14 protein-coding genes are annotated in these 17,409 nt (G+C 61.3%); 7 read left to right on the forward strand and 7 right to left on the reverse strand.

Features of this window, described 5'->3' with window-relative positions; translation table 11 throughout:
* Positions 1 to 6: 6 nt before the first annotated feature.
* Together dhaM and A1WC_RS03835 are read left to right on the forward strand one after the other, a co-directional pair.
* Positions 7 to 1,428 carry a dihydroxyacetone kinase phosphoryl donor subunit DhaM gene (gene dhaM, locus A1WC_RS03840; RefSeq protein WP_016161852.1) on the forward strand — a complete coding sequence of 474 codons (1,422 nt, stop codon included), beginning with the start codon at positions 7 to 9 and terminating at the stop codon, positions 1,426 to 1,428.
* Between the two features lie 75 nt (positions 1,429 to 1,503).
* Entirely contained in the window at positions 1,504 to 3,153 is a 1,650-nt protein-coding gene (locus tag A1WC_RS03835) for a glycerone kinase (protein ID WP_016161853.1), read from the forward strand.
* A 203-nt stretch (positions 3,154 to 3,356) separates the two neighbouring features.
* On the opposite strand, the gene A1WC_RS03830 is transcribed toward A1WC_RS03835, so the two are convergent.
* Complete coding sequence (locus tag A1WC_RS03830; RefSeq protein WP_016161854.1) at positions 3,357 to 4,133, reverse strand: siderophore-interacting protein; 777 nt, start codon at positions 4,131 to 4,133, stop codon at positions 3,357 to 3,359.
* Positions 4,134 to 4,370: 237 nt separating this feature from the next.
* Here A1WC_RS03830 and A1WC_RS03825 point away from each other — a divergent pair, with 237 nt between their 5' ends.
* Both A1WC_RS03825 and ygjG read left to right on the forward strand, forming a co-directional pair.
* Complete coding sequence (locus tag A1WC_RS03825) at positions 4,371 to 4,925, forward strand: PadR family transcriptional regulator (protein WP_012967200.1); 555 nt, start codon at positions 4,371 to 4,373, stop codon at positions 4,923 to 4,925.
* Positions 4,926 to 5,182: 257 nt separating this feature from the next.
* Positions 5,183 to 6,562 (forward strand): putrescine aminotransferase, encoded by a 1,380-nt coding sequence (gene ygjG / locus A1WC_RS03820; RefSeq protein WP_012540512.1) that lies wholly within the window; start codon positions 5,183 to 5,185, stop codon positions 6,560 to 6,562.
* A 47-nt stretch (positions 6,563 to 6,609) separates the two neighbouring features.
* Here ygjG and lsrG read toward each other — a convergent pair whose 3' ends face one another.
* From lsrG to lsrA, 6 genes are read right to left on the reverse strand one after another with little or no spacing between them, the layout of a single operon-like run.
* On the reverse strand, positions 6,610 to 6,906 hold the full coding sequence (gene lsrG / locus A1WC_RS03815) for a (4S)-4-hydroxy-5-phosphonooxypentane-2,3-dione isomerase (RefSeq protein ID WP_002917723.1): 297 nt from the start codon (positions 6,904 to 6,906) through the stop codon (positions 6,610 to 6,612).
* A complete protein-coding gene (lsrF, locus tag A1WC_RS03810; protein WP_002917724.1) occupies positions 6,903 to 7,790 on the reverse strand; it encodes a 3-hydroxy-5-phosphonooxypentane-2,4-dione thiolase in 888 nt (295 codons plus the stop codon). Before lsrF ends, lsrG begins: the two co-directional genes overlap by 4 nt.
* 11 nt (positions 7,791 to 7,801) lie before the next feature.
* Positions 7,802 to 8,815, reverse strand: a complete 1,014-nt coding sequence (lsrB, locus tag A1WC_RS03805; RefSeq protein ID WP_008806564.1) for an autoinducer 2 ABC transporter substrate-binding protein LsrB — start codon at positions 8,813 to 8,815, stop codon at positions 7,802 to 7,804.
* On the reverse strand, positions 8,812 to 9,816 hold the full coding sequence (gene lsrD, locus A1WC_RS03800; protein ID WP_016161855.1) for an autoinducer 2 ABC transporter permease LsrD: 1,005 nt from the start codon (positions 9,814 to 9,816) through the stop codon (positions 8,812 to 8,814). The genes lsrB and lsrD overlap by 4 nt, the downstream gene beginning before the upstream one ends.
* Positions 9,817 to 10,851: an autoinducer 2 ABC transporter permease LsrC gene (lsrC, locus tag A1WC_RS03795; protein WP_016161856.1), complete on the reverse strand. Its 1,035-nt coding sequence runs from the start codon at positions 10,849 to 10,851 to the stop codon at positions 9,817 to 9,819.
* A complete protein-coding gene (gene lsrA / locus A1WC_RS03790; protein WP_016161857.1) occupies positions 10,848 to 12,335 on the reverse strand; it encodes an autoinducer 2 ABC transporter ATP-binding protein LsrA in 1,488 nt (495 codons plus the stop codon). The genes lsrC and lsrA overlap by 4 nt, the downstream gene beginning before the upstream one ends.
* Before the next feature lie 218 nt (positions 12,336 to 12,553).
* On the opposite strand from lsrA, the gene lsrR reads away from it, so the two are divergent.
* The 3 genes from lsrR (at position 12,554) to A1WC_RS03775 (ending at position 17,364) form a co-directional block, all read left to right on the forward strand.
* Positions 12,554 to 13,525, forward strand: coding sequence for a transcriptional regulator LsrR (lsrR, locus tag A1WC_RS03785; protein ID WP_012540508.1), 972 nt, complete (start codon positions 12,554 to 12,556; stop codon positions 13,523 to 13,525).
* A gap of 37 nt (positions 13,526 to 13,562) precedes the next feature.
* On the forward strand, positions 13,563 to 15,161 hold the full coding sequence (gene lsrK / locus A1WC_RS03780) for an autoinducer-2 kinase (protein WP_016161858.1): 1,599 nt from the start codon (positions 13,563 to 13,565) through the stop codon (positions 15,159 to 15,161).
* 181 nt (positions 15,162 to 15,342) lie between these two features.
* The gene (locus tag A1WC_RS03775) at positions 15,343 to 17,364 is read left to right on the forward strand and encodes an NADPH-dependent 2,4-dienoyl-CoA reductase (protein ID WP_016161859.1); all 2,022 of its coding nucleotides are present in this window, start codon (positions 15,343 to 15,345) and stop codon (positions 17,362 to 17,364) included.
* Positions 17,365 to 17,409 lie beyond the last annotated feature (45 nt).

Below are 17,409 nucleotides of genomic sequence, written 5' to 3' on the forward strand. Positions count from 1 at the left end.
ATCGCGATGGTAAACCTGGTTATTGTTTCTCATAGCGCCCGGCTGGGCGAAGGTGTCGGAGAACTGGCCCGGCAGATGTTAATGAACGATGGCTGCAAGCTGGCGATCGCCGCCGGGATCGACGATCCAGACAGCCCGATCGGCACCGATCCAATAAAAGTCATGGAGGCGATCGAATCCGTCGCCGATACCGATCACGTGCTGGTGATGATGGATATCGGCAGCGCGTTGCTCAGCGCCGAAACCGCCCTCGATCTGCTCGATCCGGCGATTGCCGCGAAGGTGCGGCTGTGCGCCGCGCCGCTGGTGGAAGGGACGCTGGCGGCCACCGTCAGCGCTGCCTCCGGCGCCGGGATCGACAAGGTGATCGCCGACGCCATGAGCGCCCTGGAGGCCAAGCGGGTTCAGCTGGGTTTACCTTCGCCAACTTCTGACGCCGCGCCGGCGCCGACGCTTGCCGACGACGGCGACACAAAATCGGTTTCAGTCATTATTAACAATCACAACGGCCTGCATGTGCGTCCGGCGTCGAAGCTGGTCGCCGCGCTGGCGGGTTTTAATGCCGATCTGCTGCTGGAGAAAAACGGGAAGTGCGTCAAACCGGACAGCCTCAACCAAATCGCGCTATTGCAGGTACGCCGTAACGATAAACTGCGCCTGCTGGCCCGCGGTCCGGATGCCGACGCGGCGCTGGCGGCGTTTCAGGCGCTGGCCGCCGATAACTTCGGTGAATCGCCTGCGGCGCAACCGGCAGCGGCTCCGGCAACGCCCGAGCGCGTCGAAGGCGTTGCCCTGCGCTATCCGCTGGCCCTGATCCAGCCGCTCCGCCCGGCTGCCGCCGATGCTGCCCGCGAGCAGCAGCGCCTGCGCCAGGCCATTGACCAGACGCTGGCGGATCTTATCGCCCTGACCGAGCTGGCGGAAAATAAATTTCACGCCGATATCGCGGCGATCTTCGCCGGGCACCACACCCTGCTCGACGATGACGATCTGTTTGATGCCGCCAACGATCGTCTGCTCACCGAACAATGCTCGGCGGAATGGGCATGGCATCAGGTGTTGATGGAGCTCAGCCAGCAGTATCGCCAGCTGGATGACCCCTACCTGCAGGCGCGCTATATCGATATCGAAGATATTTTGCAGCGCACCCTGCGCCATCTGCAGGGCGTTCAGGAGAGAGTGCCGACACCCGGCGAGCCAACAATTATTATTGCCGACAACATTTATCCCTCAACCGTCTTACAGCTGGATGCCAATCTCGTCAAAGGCCTGTGCCTGCGCGATGGCAGCGAACAGGCTCACGGCGCGATTATCGCCCGCGCCGCGGGGATCGTCTGGCTGTGCCAGCAGGGCGAGGCGCTGAAGGATATTCAGCCTGGCGAAGCCATCGCGCTCGATATGCGTAACCAACGCCTTATCCGTGACTAAAATTCACGTTGACCGTTACCGCTCCGGAGGCCTGCCTCCGGAGGGTGAGTTTTCGCTTACTCTTCAGGAACCACTATGTCTCAATTCTTTTTTAACCAGCGCGCCAGCCTCGTCAACGATGTGATTGAGGGTACCATTATCGCCAGCCCGTGGAATAACCTCGCCCGTCTGGAGAGCGACCCGGCGATCCGGGTGGTGGTCCGTCGCGATCTGAATAAAAACAACGTGGCGGTGATCTCCGGCGGCGGCGCCGGCCATGAACCGGCGCACGTCGGCTTTATTGGTAAAGGCATGCTGACCGCCGCGGTCTGCGGCGATCTGTTCGCCTCGCCGAGCGTCGACGCGGTGCTTACCGCCATTCAGGCGGTGACCGGCGAGGCGGGCTGCCTGCTGATCGTCAAAAACTACACCGGCGATCGGCTTAACTTCGGCCTGGCGGCGGAGAAAGCGCGCCGTCTCGGCTACAACGTGGAGATGCTGATCGTCGGCGACGACATTTCGCTGCCGGATAACAAGCAGCCGCGCGGCATCGCCGGGACCATTCTGGTGCATAAAGTGGCGGGCTATTTCGCCGAGCGCGGCTTCAACCTCGCCACCGTCCAGCGTGAAGCGCAATACGCCGCCAGCCATACCGCCAGCATCGGGGTGGCGCTGGCCAGCTGCCACCTGCCGCAGGAAGCCGACAGCGCGCCGCGCCATCAGGCCGGTCACGCCGAGCTGGGAATGGGCATCCACGGTGAGCCGGGCGCCTCGACGATCGCCACGCAAAACAGTGCGGAAATCGTCAACCTGATGGTGGAAAAACTGACTGCCGCCCTGCCGGAAACCGGCCGCCTGGCGGTGATGCTTAATAACCTCGGCGGCGTGTCGGTGGCTGAGATGGCGATCCTGACCCGCGAGCTGGCCAACACCCCGCTGCAGGCGCGCGTTGACTGGTTAATAGGCCCGGCCTCGCTGGTGACGGCGCTGGATATGAAAGGCTTCTCGCTGAGCGCCATCGTGCTGGAGGAGGGTATTGAAAAAGCGCTGCTGTCGGACGTGGAAACCGCCGGCTGGCAGACGCCGGTGCAGCCGCGGGCAGTTAACATCATGCCGTCCACTCTCGCCAGCGCGCGCGTCGACTTTATACCATCGGGCAATCCACTGGTGGGCGATTACGTCGCGCAGGTGACCGGCACCCTCTCCGACCTTGAAGCCCATCTCAACGCTCTGGACGCCAAAGTGGGCGACGGCGATACCGGCTCCACCTTCGCCGCCGGGGCGCGCGAGATTGCCGACCTGCTGCAGCGCCAGCAGCTGCCGCTAAACGATCTGCCAACGCTCTTTGCGCTGATCGGCGAACGTCTGACGGTGGTGATGGGCGGCTCCAGCGGGGTATTGATGTCTATCTTCTTCACCGCTGCCGGGCAGAAGCTGGGACAAGGCGCCAGCGTGGCCGAGGCGCTGAACGCCGGTCTGGAACAGATGAAGTTTTACGGCGGCGCCGATGAGGGAGACCGGACGATGATCGACGCTCTGCAGCCGGCGCTGGCGGCGCTGCTGGCCGAACCGGAGAATCTGCAGGCCGCTTTTGCCGCGGCGCAGGCCGGGGCGGATCGCACCTGCCAGTCGGGCAAAGCTGGCGCCGGACGAGCGTCCTATCTCAACAGCGATAGCCTGCTCGGCAACATGGACCCCGGCGCCCATGCGGTAGCGATGGTGTTTAAGGCCCTGGCGGAACGATAAGCCTTCCCCGGTGGCGCAGCGCTTACCGGGGCTACAAATCGGCGCCAACCGTACGCAAGCCGCTATCCGGGTTTTACTGGGGCGACGTCACACCGCCGAATAGAAGGTCGGGTAAGGCGTAAGCCGCCACCCGACAAAAAACGGCGCCAACCGTAGCCCGGATAAGGCGCAAGCCGCTATCCGGGTTTTACCACGATGGCTTTTTACTTACTGTGCCAGTACGCCTGGGAACGCACCAGCTGCTGATCGATACTCTCGTCTTCAAAGCGCGCCAGCAGCGATTTCACCACCGCGCCTTCGCCGGTCAGCCAGATGAAATAATCCTCCGCCGGCACCTTCACCTGGGCCAGACGCTCGGCGACGAAGGCCGGGTTGTGGCCCACCACCCACTCGATGTTAAAGCCGTCGAGATCCGCCAGATAATCTTTATACGACGCATCGGCGATAGTAACGATGGCCGTCACCTGCGGCCTTGCCGGCAGCTGGCGTAATCCCAGCAGACGACGGCGCAGCGCCGGCATGCCGGACTCATCGCAAACATACAGCTGCCAGGCATAATCTTCCGGCACCACCAGCGAGCCGCGCGGGCCGCCGATCACCAGCTTATCGCCCACTTTTGCTTCCAGCGCCCAGCGGCTGGCGATACCGCCATCGTGGATATAGAAATCGTAAGTCAGCTCGTGACGTTCGGCATCGTACAGCGGCGTATAGTCACGAGTGGCAGGCCGCACGCCCTCGCCCCAGTCAATCCCCTCCTCGGTCACCTGCGGCGGGGTAAATGCCGCGCCCGGCTCGGGGAAAAAAAGCTTGGTATGATCGTCAAAGCCGTGAGAAGCGAAGCCTTCCAGCGCCTCGCCTCCCAGCACGATACGCTGGAACGCCGCGCCTGCGCGCTCCACGCGCAGCACCGTCAGCTCACGGAAACGCAGCTCATTGCGGACACGCTGCGGGTACTTGTCTGCTTTGGTTTTTGTCATCATCGATTGCCTTCGTGAACGGTAAATAGATATATCTAAACTTGATGCAAATGATAATGATTGCCAACTAAAAAGAATGCAAGTCTTTTTTTGATATAGTCAAAACAAACCGCATCAAAATCCACAGCCAGAAAATAATTACATATATATCAATATATTAAAAAATAAATAGCAACCAGCATTGCGAACATTCATTTTTTAGATATAAATTAGATATATCAAAAACAGCAGGAGGTAACCATGCGACATCATCATGAAGAGGGGCGTGGGCCACGCGGGCGCCACGGTGATCCCAGCGAACACGGCGACCATGGCCGCCGCGGCGGCGGACGTCGCCAGCGTTTCTTTGGCCACGGTGAACTGCGGCTGATCATTCTGGATATCCTCAGCCGCAACGCCAGCCATGGCTATGAGCTGATCAAAGAGATCGAAACGCTTACCCAGGGGAACTACAGCCCCAGCCCGGGGGTAATCTACCCGACGCTGGATCTGCTCCAGGACCAGGGCCTTATCAGCGTGGAAGATGACAACGGACGTAAAAAAATCGTTATCAGCGAGGAAGGAAAACAGCTGCACGCCGAGAACCAGGAGCACCTGGCCCATATCCAGGAGCGTCTGCAGGCGCGGATGGTCGGCTGCGAGCTGCGCCGGGATCCGCAGATGAAGCGCGCGCTGGAAAACTTCAAAGCGGTCCTCGACCTGAAAGTGAACCAGCAGGCCAGCAGTACCGCCCAGCTCAAGCAGATCATCGGCATTATCGACCGGGCGGCGATGGAGATCTCTCAGCTCGACTAAGCCTCTTTTGTTACCACCGGCTGCCCCGCCCTGGGGCAGCTCGCACCACGACGGATCGCCCCGTTCATCGCCGCCAGGCAGAAAATCTCGTCAGCTCAGGAATAAAACGTGCCAATAGTGGCGCAATGAGATTAAATTTTACACATTTCGTCTTTTACTTTGCATTTATCCCGATTTTCACCGCTTCTGCCGAACTGGCGTAATCCCTGCAATACTTAATCCAGTATCGTGTGATACGTCCGCCCCAGGAGCACATTTTGAACAGGTTACCTTCCAGCGCATCGGCTCTGGCCTGCAGCGCACACGCACTGAATCTCATTGAAAAGCGCACGCTTGATCATGAGGAAATGAAAGCACTTAACCAGGAGGTCAGGGAATACTTTAAAGAGCATGTGAATCCGGGGTTTTTAGAGTATCGAAAATCGGTCACAGCCGGCGGGGATTACGGAGCCGTAGAGTGGCAAGCGGGAGGGTTAAATACGCTTGTCGACACCCAGGGACAGGAATTTATCGACTGCCTTGGTGGGTTTGGCATCTTCAATGTAGGGCACCGTAATCCAGTTGTGGTATCCGCCGTCGAGAATCAACTCGCGAAACAACCGCTTCACAGTCAGGAACTGCTGGATCCGCTACGCGCGATGCTGGCGAAAACCCTGGCAGCCTTAACGCCCGGCAAACTAAAGTACAGTTTCTTCTGCAACAGCGGTACCGAATCGGTAGAGGCGGCCATCAAGCTGGCGAAAGCCTATCAGTCGCCGCGCGGTAAATTTACCTTCATCGCCACCAGCGGCGCCTTCCACGGTAAATCGCTGGGCGCGCTGTCGGCCACCGCCAAGTCGACCTTCCGCAAACCCTTTATGCCGCTACTGCCGGGCTTCCGCCACGTGCCGTTCGGCGATATCAACGCCATGCGCACCATGCTGAGCGAGTGCAAGAAAACCGGCGACGACGTCGCGGCGGTGATCCTCGAGCCGATTCAGGGCGAAGGGGGCGTGATCCTCCCGCCGCAGGGGTATTTGCCGGCGGTGCGTAAGCTGTGCGATGAGTTTGGCGCCCTGCTGATCCTCGACGAAGTGCAGACCGGCATGGGCCGCACCGGCAAGATGTTCGCCTGCGAGCATGAGAACGTTCAGCCCGATATTCTGTGTCTGGCGAAAGCGCTCGGCGGCGGTGTGATGCCGATCGGCGCGACGGTGGCGACGGAAGAGGTCTTCTCGGTGCTGTTCGACAACCCGTTCCTGCACACCACCACCTTCGGCGGCAACCCGTTGGCCTGTGCGGCGGCGCTGGCGACGATCAACGTGCTGTTGACGCAAAACCTGCCGGCGCAGGCGGCGCAGAAAGGCGATATGCTGCTGGACGGGTTCCGCCTGCTGGCGCAGGAGTATCCGGACCTGGTGAATGAAGTGCGCGGGAAAGGCATGCTGATGGCCATCGAGTTTGTCGATAACGAGATTGGCTACGACTTTGCCAGTGAGATGTTCAGACAGCGGGTGCTGGTCGCCGGGACGTTAAACAACGCCAAGACGATCCGCGTTGAACCGCCGCTGACCCTCACCCTGGAGCAGTGTGAGCAGGTGCTGAAAGCGGCGCGTAAGGCGCTGGCGGCCCTGCGCGTCTCGGTTGAAGAAGCGTAATAAGTGCCCTTCCCCCTCTCCCACAGGGAGAGGGGGAAGGAAAATCCTCATACCTGCGGCAACAGGCCTATAAAGCTGCGTTTCTGCCGCGGCTGCGACATCATCTCCTCCAGCTTTTCGACGCAGGCTAAATAGTGCGGCGTCTTCTTATGCGCCAGCACCGCCTCATCGTCTTTATAGGCTTCGTAGATAAAAAAGCGGGTTTTCACCTCGGGATCCTGCAGGACATCAAAGCGCAGGTTGCCCGGCTCCTGCAGCGCGCCTTCGTGGTTGGCGCGAAACACCTCGAGAAACTCATCCACCCGCTCGGGTTTAATATTGATCTCCACCAGCGTCACGTTCATTTCAGCTCTCCCTGTTTCTCTTCCTGCCAGAACTGATACGCTTCGCGCGCGTTCAGATTCTCATGCACCACCTTTTTCACCGCCTTCAGCATCGCGCGCGGGGCGCTGGACTGGAAAATATTGCGCCCCATATCCACCCCGGACGCCCCCTGATCGATCGCCCGCCAGCACATCTCCAGCGCCTCATGCTCCGGCAGTTTTTTACCGCCGGCAATCACGATCGGCACCGGACAGCTGGCGGTCACTTTTTCAAAGCCTTCCTCAACGAAATAGGTCTTCACAAACTGCGCCCCCATTTCGGCGGCAATCCGGCTGGCCAGCGAGAAGTAGCGCGCATCGCGGGTCATCTCTTTGCCGACGCCGGTAACCGCCAGGACCGGCATACCGTAGCGATTGCCGGCATCCACCAGTTTGATGATGTTATTGATCGACTGATGTTCGTATTCGCTGCCGATATAGACCTGCGCCGCCACCGCGCAAACGTTGAGACGCAGCGCGTCTTCCATCGCCACCGCCACGCATTCGTTGGAGAGTTCGCTCAAAATCGAATTGCCGCCGGAGGCGCGGAGCACCACCGGCTTATTGGTGGCCGCCGGTACCTGGCTGCGCAGTACGCCGCGGGTGCACATCAGCACATCGGTGTCGGCAAACAGCGGCGCAATCGACAGGTCGATACGCTCCAGCCCGGTGGTTGGCCCCTGGAAGTAACCATGATCGAAGGCCAGCATCACCGTGCGGTTGCTGTGCGGATTAAAGATGCGCGCCAGCCGCGACTGCATGCCCCAATCCAGTGAACCACAGCCTTTCAGGGTATACAGCGTATTCTGCTGCGGGCGGTCGATGCCGAAGTCCTTACCCTCTTTGATATCGTCTAAATCAGCCATCTTTTCCTCCGTCAGAAGTCGTAGTTGTTGATGTTCTCTTTGCTGAACACCACGCGCTCCGGCAGCAGCACGATACCGTTGCCCTTCGCCTCATACTGGTAGCCCTGCACGCTATTCGGTTCGACCTTCAGCGAGCCGATATCTTTCACCTCAACGCTGTCGCCGACGTTAAGATCGCCCTTTTTCAACAATCGATCGGCGACGTTAACCGCAATTTTGCCCTGCTGAACCACATCCCACAGGCCGAACGCTTTCACCGTGCCGCGCTCAACGTACGGGCGCATCACGTTCGGTGTACTAAAGCCGACGATCGCCACGCCCTGACGCTTGAGGTTCTCCGCCGCCTGCGCCGCCGCCGGCAGCGCATTGGCATCCGGCGCGATAATGGCGTCGAGATCCGGATACGCTTTTAAGATCCCCTCGGCGGTTTGCAGCGATTTGGTGGCATCGTTATAGCCAAACTGGGTGGTGACGATTTGCCACTGCGGATGCTCTTTTTCGATTTTGGCTTTGGCTTCCTTCACCCACTGGTTCTGGTCGGTCACCGTCGGGCTGGAGTAGAAAAACGCGACTTTGGCGGCAGGTTTGCTGACCTGCTTTTCCGCCATCTCCACCAGCAGGCCGCCGAGCTGCTGCGGCGTGCCCTGGTTGATATAGATGCTGCGGCACTCCGGTTTGGTATCGGAATCCCAGGTCAGGACTTTCACCCCGCGCTGCATCGCCCGCTTCAGCGCCGGGCACAGGCCGTCCGGCGAAACGGCGGAGACGATAATCGCGTTGTAACCCTGGTTGACGAAGTTGTTGATAAGCTGCACCTGGCCGGAGACGCTGGGCTCGGTGGGGCCGTCATAGGTGACATCCACACCCAGCGCTTTCCCCGCCTCTTTCGCGCCGTTGCCGCCGCTGGTAAAGAAGCCGACGCCGACCAGCTTAGGAATAAAGGCGATGCGGTCCGCCGCTTGCGCGGTAACCACGCTCATCGCCAGCGCCAGCGCGCTGACCTGCAGGATACGTTTTGTTTTCATTGTTGTGCTCCGATTGTTCTATGCGAGAAAAGACGCCGCCAGGTCGCGCGCACCCATTCACGGTGCAGGCTCAGCGAACGCCCCATCACCACCACAACCAACAGCGCCCCTGACAGCGCGCTCGACACCTGGTTGGGGATGCCGACCATCTGTAAACCCTGTTGCAGATACCCCACCAGCAATGCCGCCAGCGCGGTACCCAGTATCGATCCCGAGCCGCCGTAAATATTGGCCCCGCCGAGCACCGCCGCGGTCAGCGCCGGCATCAGCAGGTCGCGGCCTAAATCCGAACGCGCCGAGCCGAAATAGGAGGCCATCACCAGCGCCGCGACCGCCGAGGCGACGCCAACCAGGCCATACAGCACGTACGGGATGCCGTTCACCGACAGCGCGGCATAGCGCGCGGCGCGCGGGTTTTGCCCGAGTAAAAAGAGATGGCGGCCAAAGCGCCCGCGATGGGCCAGCAGCCAGAAGAGAAAGGTGATAATCGCGAACAGCACCAGCGGTAGCGGCAGTCCGGCGAGGGTTAAATTGGCGAAGGCGGTGAAGCTATCGGGAAAACCGCCAATCCCCTCGTAACCGGTCGCGCCGGCCATCCCGGAAAGCAGCAGCGCGCCGCCGCCGTACAGATACAGCGTGCCAAGCGTGATCACCAGCGGGCTGATGCCGGTGTAGTGAATCAGCGCGGCGTTAAATAACCCGCACAGCAGCCCCAACAGCAACGTCAGCGATACCGCGAGCCACAGCGGCCAGCCCGCCTGGGTCATCACCCCGAGGGCGATGGCGCACAGGCCGATGGTCGAGCCCAGCGAAATATCAATCCCGCCGCTGATGATCACCAGCGTCAGCGGCAGTGCGACGATGCCGATGCAGATAAAGTCGCTGGTGCTAAAGAGCAGCATATTGAGATCCAGCATGCGCGGATTCAGCGCGCCGAATAGCAGGATTTCCGCGATCAGCAACGCCAGCAGCGCGCTTTCCCAGTTAAGCTTCAGCTTCATTTAAGCCACCTCTTTGCTTTTGCGTTCGGGAAAGCGGGCAACCTGTTTGCCCCCTTTATTACCGGGCTGGAAACGGCTGTACTTTAGCGCCCGCTGATGGCGGGCCAGCGCCTGGCGCAGGCGGCCATCGAGCACCAGCACGCCGAGCAGCACCAGGCCGGCGATAAAGTCATTCCACCAGGCGGGAAGGCGGAACAGCACCAGCACGGTGTCGATTTGGGTAAGGAAAAAGGCGCCGAGAAACGCGCCGAGCAGCGTGCCGGTACCGCCGAGCAGCGAGATCCCGCCCAGTACGCAGGCGGCGATGGCTTTCATCTCCAGCCCGCTGCCGGTCTGATTAGGCACAAAACCAATCTGCGCGGCGAAGACAATCCCGGCGCAGGCCGCCAGCATGCCGTTGAGGGTAAAGGCCAGCATCCGCGTGCGATTGACCGCCACGCCCAACTGGCGCGCGGCGGCGAGGTTATCGCCGACGGCGTAAAAATCACGACCAAAGGCGGTGCGCGACAGCAGCCAGCCGCCCGCCAGCAGCAGCGCCAGCACCAGCCAGCCCAGCGGCGACACGCCGATAAACGCCGGCTCCGAGAGCGACTTCAGGCTGTCGGGCAAGCCCTCGATCCATTTCCCGCCGGTCCACAACAGCATCACCCCGCGATACAACCCCAGCGTGCCGAGGGTGGCGACGATCGCCGGAATGCGCAGTCCCACTACCAGCAGGCCGTTAAACGCCCCGGCCAGCGCGCCAATCGCCAGCGCGAAGGCGATAGCCGTCGCCAGCCCGTAACCGTTGTTCAGCGCCACGCCGACGGCGATGGCGCACAGCCCAACGGTGGAGCCTACCGACACGTCAATATTGCGGGTCAGCATCACCAGCGTCGCGCCCAATGCCAGCAGGCAAAGGATCTGCGAGCTGGCGAAAATCATCGCCAGGGTCTGCAGGCTGAAATAGGCTGGATTGAGCGCCACCAGCACGGCAAAGAGCGCCACGATGGCAAAGAAGGCGCTCAGTTCGCGATTCTTCAGTAACGTTTTCATGCCTGCCCTCCGAAGGCCAGGGTCATCATGCGATCGACGGTCACCGCCTGTCGCGCCAGCTCACCGCTGTAGCGGCCCTGATGCATCACCAGCACCCGGTCGGCCAGGCCAACGAACTCATCCAGATCGCTGGAGATCATCAGCACCGCCACGTTTTGCGCGGCAACGCTTTTTAGCAGTTGATAGATATCGGCGCGGGCGGAGACATCCACGCCGCGCGTCGGCTCATCGACAATCAGCAGCAACGGATTAGCTTCCAGACAGCGCGCCAGCAGCACCTTCTGCTGGTTGCCGCCAGAGAGAGTGCGCACCGGCTGATCGCCATCGGCCAGCTTGATCCCCAGCGCCCGGTGATAGCGCTCAACCACCGCCGCCTCCCGTTTCCCCTGCTGCCACCACGACGGCTGATTGAACATCACCGTGTTCCAGCGCACCGGCGCATCGAGAAACAGCCCCGAGACCTGGCGGTCTTCCGGGAGATAGACCAGCCCGCTGGCTAGCCTGGCGCGGGTGCTGTCGCGGCTAATCTCGCGGTTCTCCAGCCAGATCCGCCCGGCGCGCGGTGGACGCAGGCCGTATAGGGTTTCGGCAAATTCGGTGCGCCCGGATCCTACCAGCCCGGCCAGACCGACGATCTCTCCGGCGCGGATCTCCAGATTGAGATCGATAAAACCTTCTCCGGTGAGATCCTCCACCCGCAGCACGGGAAAGTCCTGCGGTTGCGTACGGCGGTTACCCGGTAGCGACAGCCACAGCTTTTGCGTGTCGCTCAGCGCATGGTCGCGGCTGACCGGCGTCATCGCGTTAATCAGTTGCTCGTCGCGGTATGCCGCGGTCTCGCCGCTCAGCACCACCGCGCCATCGCGCATCACCGAAATATGGCTGGCAAGCTGGCGGATTTCGGGCAATTTGTGTGAGATAAAGACGATCCCAACGTCCAGCGCCTGTAACGCGCGGATCTGGCTAAAGAGCTTCTCGGTTTCACCCGGCGTTAAAGAGGCGGTGGGCTCATCCAGGATCAGGATCTTGGCCTCGCGCATCAGCCCGCGCAGGATCTCGACCATCTGTTGATCGGCCACTTCAAGCGTGCTGGCGCTGGCATCGAGGTTGATCTGGCAGTTCAGCTGCCGCAGTTTTTCCTGCAACCGCGGGGCGGTATCCGCCCGCTTCGGCAAACGAAAGAGAATGTTCTCGCGCACGCTGAGGTTGGGAAACAGCATCGGCTCCTGTGGCACCAGATAGATGCCCAACTGGTGCGCCAGCGCCGGGCTGAGACGCGCAAACGCGCGGTCGCCGATCGTCAGTTCACCGCTATCCGGCGTTTCAACGCCGGCGATGATCTTCATCAACGTCGATTTACCCGCGCCGTTGCCGCCCATCAGCGCATGCACCTGGCCCGCGCCTAGCGTGAAATCAATGCCCTTGAGCACCGCAACGCCGGAGAACTGTTTGCAAATCTGGCGAGCTTCAAGCAGTGGCTTCATCATCGCGCCTCGATTGAACAAATGATTTTTAAATTTAATAATGTTCAAAAGCGTAGACGGTGAACTATATTTACAACCGTGCGAAGATCACAGTTTGGCGCTTTAGATCCTCAGGAAAAAATGGGCCAGCGATGAAAGATCCGTTTTGCCAGTCGGCTCACACTTTCCGACCGCGCAATAGCGAACATATGATCTAAATTTTTATAAGAGTTCAATTTATGAGCGAAAAACGCATTACGGAAGAGAACCGCTACGCCGGGCTGGCGTTAGCCGAGGAAGAGCTGGTGGCGCGGGTGGCGTGGTGCTACTACCACGACGGCCTGACGCAAAATGACATCGGCGAGCGTTTGGGGCTGCCGCGGCTGAAGATTTCCCGTCTGCTGGAGAAAGGCCGCCAGTCCGGGGTGATCCGCGTGCAGATCAACTCGCGCTATGAGGGCTGTCTGGCGCTGGAAAGTGAACTCCAGCAGCGCTTTGGCCTCAAGATTGCCCGCGTGCTGCCGGCGCTCAACACCCCGCCGATGAATACCCGGTTGGGGATCGGCGCGGCGCAATCGCTGATGGGCATTCTGCAGCCGGGACAGCTGCTGGCGGTCGGCTTCGGTGAGGCCACCATGAGCTGCCTGCAGCATCTCAGCGGCTTTATCGGCTCGCAGCAGGTGCGGCTGGTGACCCTCTCCGGCGGCGTCGGCCCCTATATGACCGGCATCGGCCAGCTTGATGCCGCCTGCAGCGTCAGCATTATTCCGGCGCCGCTGCGGGTCTCTTCAGCGGAGGTCGCCGAGATCCTGCGCCGTGAGTCGAGCGTGCGCGACGTGATCCTCGCGGCAACGGCGGCGGACGCGGCGGTGGTCGGCATTGGCGCCATCGATCAGCGGCGCGACGCCACGATTTTACGCTCCGGCTATATCAGCGAGGGCGAACAGCTGATGTACGCGCGCAAAGGCGCGGTCGGCGACATTTTAGGTTATTTCCTGCAGGCCGACGGCCGGCCGGTAGAAGGACTGGAGATCCATCGGGAACTGCTCGGCGTAACCCTGGATGAGCTGGCGCAGCTGCCAACCATCGTCGGCGTCGCCGGGGGAGAAGAAAAAGCGCAGGCGATTTATGCCGCTCTGACTGGAAAGCGCATTAATGGCCTGGTAACGGAAGAGACAACAGCACGCGCGGTACTCGCGCTGGCCTCCTGACGGCCAGGCGCCGCGCGACAACAGCGAGGCGCATGTCATGAGTTACCTGTTAGCGTTAGATGCCGGGACCGGCAGCATTCGGGCGGTCATTTTCGATCTTAATGGCCGCCAGCTGGCGGTAGGCCAGGCCGAATGGAAACACCTGAGCGTCGATAACGTCCCCGGCTCGATGGAGTTCGACCTTACCACCAACTGGCAGCTGGCCTGCCAGTGTATTCGCCAGGCGCTCAACGCCGCCGGGCTCTCTGCCGCCGATATTCAATCCGTCGCCTGCTGTTCGATGCGCGAAGGGATCGTTCTCTATGACCGCGACGGCGAGGCCATCTGGGCCTGCGCCAACGTCGATGCCCGCGCCAGCCGCGAAGTGGCGGAGCTTAAGGAGATCCACGACTATCGTTTTGAATCCGAGGTATACGAGGTCTCGGGACAAACCCTGGCGCTTAGCGCCATGCCGCGCCTGCTGTGGCTGGCGCACCACCGCCCCGATATCTACCGCAAAGCGGCAACCATCACCATGATCAGCGACTGGCTGGCGGCGAAGCTATCCGGCGAGCTGGCGGTCGACCCGTCAAACGCCGGCACCACCGGCATGCTCGACCTGTTCAGCCGCGACTGGCGTCCGGCGCTGCTGGATATGGCCGGGCTGCGCGCCGATATGCTGTCGCCGGTCAAAGAGACCGGTACCCTGCTGGGCGCCGTCACCGAAGCGGCGGCGCATGAGAGCGGCCTGCGCGCCGGGACGCCGGTGGTGATGGGCGGCGGCGACGTCCAGCTCGGCTGCCTGGGCCTTGGGGTGGTGCGCGCCGGGCAAACTGCGGTACTCGGCGGCACTTTCTGGCAGCAGGTGGTCAACCTGCCGCAGGTGCGCACCGATCCGCAGATGAATATTCGTGTTAATCCTCATGTCATTCCCGGCATGGCGCAGGCGGAATCGATCAGCTTCTTTACCGGCCTGACCATGCGCTGGTTTCGTGACGCCTTCTGCGCTGAAGAAAAACTGATTGCCGAGCGGCTCGGCGTCGATGCCTATTCGCTGCTGGAGGAGATGGCCAGCCGCGTCCCCGCCGGTTCCCACGGCGTGATGCCTATTTTTTCCGACGCCATGCACTTTAAGCAGTGGTACCACGCCGCGCCGTCGTTTATTAACCTCTCCATCGATCCGGAGAAGTGCAACAAAGCGACCCTGTTCCGCGCGCTGGAGGAGAACGCAGCGATTGTCTCCGCCTGCAACCTCGCGCAGATCTCCCAGTTCTCCGGGGTGACATTCGAGAGTCTGGTGTTTGCCGGCGGCGGCTCTAAAGGCGCGCTGTGGAGCCAGATCCTCAGCGACGTCACCGGCCTGCCGGTGCGGGTGCCGGTGGTTCGCGAAGCCACCGCGCTGGGCTGCGCCATCGCCGCCGGAACCGGCGCCGGACTGTATGGCGATATGGCCAGTACAGGAGAACGGTTAGTGAGCTGGCACCGGGAGTTCACCCCGAATCCGCAGCATCGCGAGCTGTATCAGGAGATGATGAGCAAGTGGCAGACGGTGTATGCCGATCAGCTTGGCCTTGTCGATAGCGGGCTGACAACGTCGATGTGGCAGGCACCGGGCCTGGAGCGCCGCCAGCGCGTAGCGTCTTCCCCGTCACCCTAACCACCGGTACCGATCCGCCTTTCCCCCTCTCCCTTTGGGAGAGGGCCGGGGTGAGGGACAACGAGTTCCGTTCTTTGAATCCCATCACAATCACCGCACTCCCCTTTTCCCTTTTTCTTCGCGACGGCTAAATTAGTAACTCATCCGACCACATAACAATAATTTTACATTGGAAGCCACTATGAGCCGCTATCCGTCGCTTTTCGCCCCGCTTGAGCTGGGCTTCACAACGCTCAAAAACCGCGTGTTGATGGGCTCGATGCACACCGGGCTGGAAGAGCTGCCGGACGGCGCGCAGCGGCTGGCGGCCTTTTACGCCGAGCGCGCCCGCCACGGCGTGGCGCTGATCGTCACCGGCGGCATCGCTCCGGCACCCTCTGGCGTCACCATGGCCGGCGGCGCGGTACTCAACGATGCCAGCCATCTGGCGCACCATCGCCATATTACCGACGCGGTACATCAGGAAGGCGGCAAAATCGCCTTGCAGATCCTGCATACCGGCCGTTACAGCTACCAGCCCGCGCTGGTGGCCCCCTCGGCGCTACAGGCGCCGATTAACCGTTTTACGCCCCATGAACTGAGCCACGATGAGATCCTGACGCTGATCGATGATTTTGCCCACTGCGCCCAGCTGGCGCGTGAAGCGGGCTATGACGGCGTCGAAGTGATGGGTTCAGAAGGCTATCTGATTAACGAATTTCTCGCCGCGCGCACCAACCAGCGCGACGACCAATGGGGCGGCGATTATGCCAGGCGCATGCGTTTCGCCATTGAAGTGGTTAAGGCGGTGCGCCAACGCGCCGGCCACGATTTCATTATCATCTACCGCCTGTCGATGCTCGATCTGGTCAACGACGGCAGCACGCTGGCGGAAGTCACCGAACTGGCTAAAGCGATTGAAGCGGCGGGGGCGACAATTATCAACACCGGGATTGGCTGGCACGAAGCGCGCATTCCGACTATCGCCACGCCGGTACCGCGCGGCGCCTTTAGCTGGGTCACCCGCAAGCTGAAAGGCGCGGTGTCGATCCCGTTGATCACCACCAACCGCATCAACGATCCGCAGGTCGCGGAGGATATTCTCGCCCGCGGCGATGCCGATATGGTATCGATGGCCCGCCCGTTCCTCGCCGACGCCGAATTTATGTCGAAAGCGCAGCGCGATCGCGCCGGGGAGATCAATACCTGCATCGGTTGCAACCAGGCGTGTCTCGATCGGATCTTCGCCGGCAAAGTCACCTCTTGTCTGGTCAACCCGCGCGCCTGTCATGAAACCCTGATGCCGGTCCTGCCTGCCAACGAGCCTAAACGGCTGGCGGTGGTCGGCGCCGGGCCGGCCGGTCTGGCCTTCGCCGTTAACGCCGCCGCTCGCGGTCATCACGTCACGTTGTTCGATGCGCTCCCGGAGATCGGCGGCCAGTTTAATATCGCCAAACAGATCCCCGGCAAAGAGGAGTTTCACGAGACGCTGCGTTACTACCGCACCATGCTCGATCTTCATGGTGTCGATCTACGCCTGAACACCCGCGTCACGGCAGACGATCTGCTGACGTTCGATGAGACGATCCTCGCCACCGGTATCGCCCCGCGCCTGCCGGCGATCGACGGGATCGATCATCCCAAAGTGCTGAGCTACCTGGATGTCTTGCGTGATAAAGCGCCGGTTGGCGCGAAGGTGGCGATTATCGGCTGCGGCGGCATCGGCTTCGACACCGCGATGTTTTTAAGCCAGTCGGGCATGGCCACCAGCCAGGATATCGGCGAGTTCTGCCGCGAATGGGGTATCGATACCAGCCTGCAAACGGCGGGAGGGCTGCATCCTGAAGGCCCGCAACTGAGTAAAAGCCCGCGACAGATTGTGATGCTACAGCGCAAAGCCAGCAAACCGGGCGAAGGGCTCGGCAAAACCACCGGTTGGATCCACCGCGCGACGCTGCTGGCGCGCGGCGTGAAAATGATCCCGGCGGTCAGCTATGAAAAGATCGATGATGAAGGGTTACATGTCACTATCGGCGGCGAGCGCCAACTGTTGGCGGTCGATCAGGTGGTGATCTGCGCCGGTCAGGAACCGCGCCGCGAGCTGGCGGAACCGCTGCGCGCGGCAGGGAAAACGGTGCATCTCATCGGCGGTTGCGACGTGGCGGCGGAGCTGGATGCGCGCCGGGCGATTGCCCAGGGCACTAAACTGGCGCTGGCGATTTAGCCGTGTCCCGGGGGCGGCGCGATGCGCCTTCCCCGGGCTACCACG

Source organism: Klebsiella sp. KTE92, from assembly GCF_000398905.1.
Lineage (GTDB): Bacteria > Pseudomonadota > Gammaproteobacteria > Enterobacterales > Enterobacteriaceae > Klebsiella > Klebsiella variicola.

Bases quoted from the DNA above. Each gene is read 5' to 3' on its own strand.
- lsrF (WP_002917724.1), bottom strand. From the start codon at position 7,790: ATGGCTGATTTAGACGATATCAAAGAGGGTAAGGACTTCGGCATCGAC.
- lsrC (WP_016161856.1), bottom strand. From the start codon at position 10,851: ATGAAAACGTTACTGAAGAATCGCGAACTGAGCGCCTTCTTTGCCATC.
- A1WC_RS03835 (WP_016161853.1), top strand. From the start codon at position 1,504: ATGTCTCAATTCTTTTTTAACCAGCGCGCCAGCCTCGTCAACGATGTG.
- A1WC_RS03830 (WP_016161854.1), bottom strand. From the start codon at position 4,133: ATGATGACAAAAACCAAAGCAGACAAGTACCCGCAGCGTGTCCGCAAT.
- lsrK (WP_016161858.1), top strand. From the start codon at position 13,563: ATGAGTTACCTGTTAGCGTTAGATGCCGGGACCGGCAGCATTCGGGCG.
- lsrD (WP_016161855.1), bottom strand. From the start codon at position 9,816: ATGAAGCTGAAGCTTAACTGGGAAAGCGCGCTGCTGGCGTTGCTGATC.
- lsrB (WP_008806564.1), bottom strand. From the start codon at position 8,815: ATGAAAACAAAACGTATCCTGCAGGTCAGCGCGCTGGCGCTGGCGATG.
- dhaM (WP_016161852.1), top strand. From the start codon at position 7: ATGGTAAACCTGGTTATTGTTTCTCATAGCGCCCGGCTGGGCGAAGGT.
- lsrR (WP_012540508.1), top strand. From the start codon at position 12,554: ATGAGCGAAAAACGCATTACGGAAGAGAACCGCTACGCCGGGCTGGCG.
- A1WC_RS03825 (WP_012967200.1), top strand. From the start codon at position 4,371: ATGCGACATCATCATGAAGAGGGGCGTGGGCCACGCGGGCGCCACGGT.
- A1WC_RS03775 (WP_016161859.1), top strand. From the start codon at position 15,343: ATGAGCCGCTATCCGTCGCTTTTCGCCCCGCTTGAGCTGGGCTTCACA.
- lsrG (WP_002917723.1), bottom strand. From the start codon at position 6,906: ATGAACGTGACGCTGGTGGAGATCAATATTAAACCCGAGCGGGTGGAT.
- lsrA (WP_016161857.1), bottom strand. From the start codon at position 12,335: ATGAAGCCACTGCTTGAAGCTCGCCAGATTTGCAAACAGTTCTCCGGC.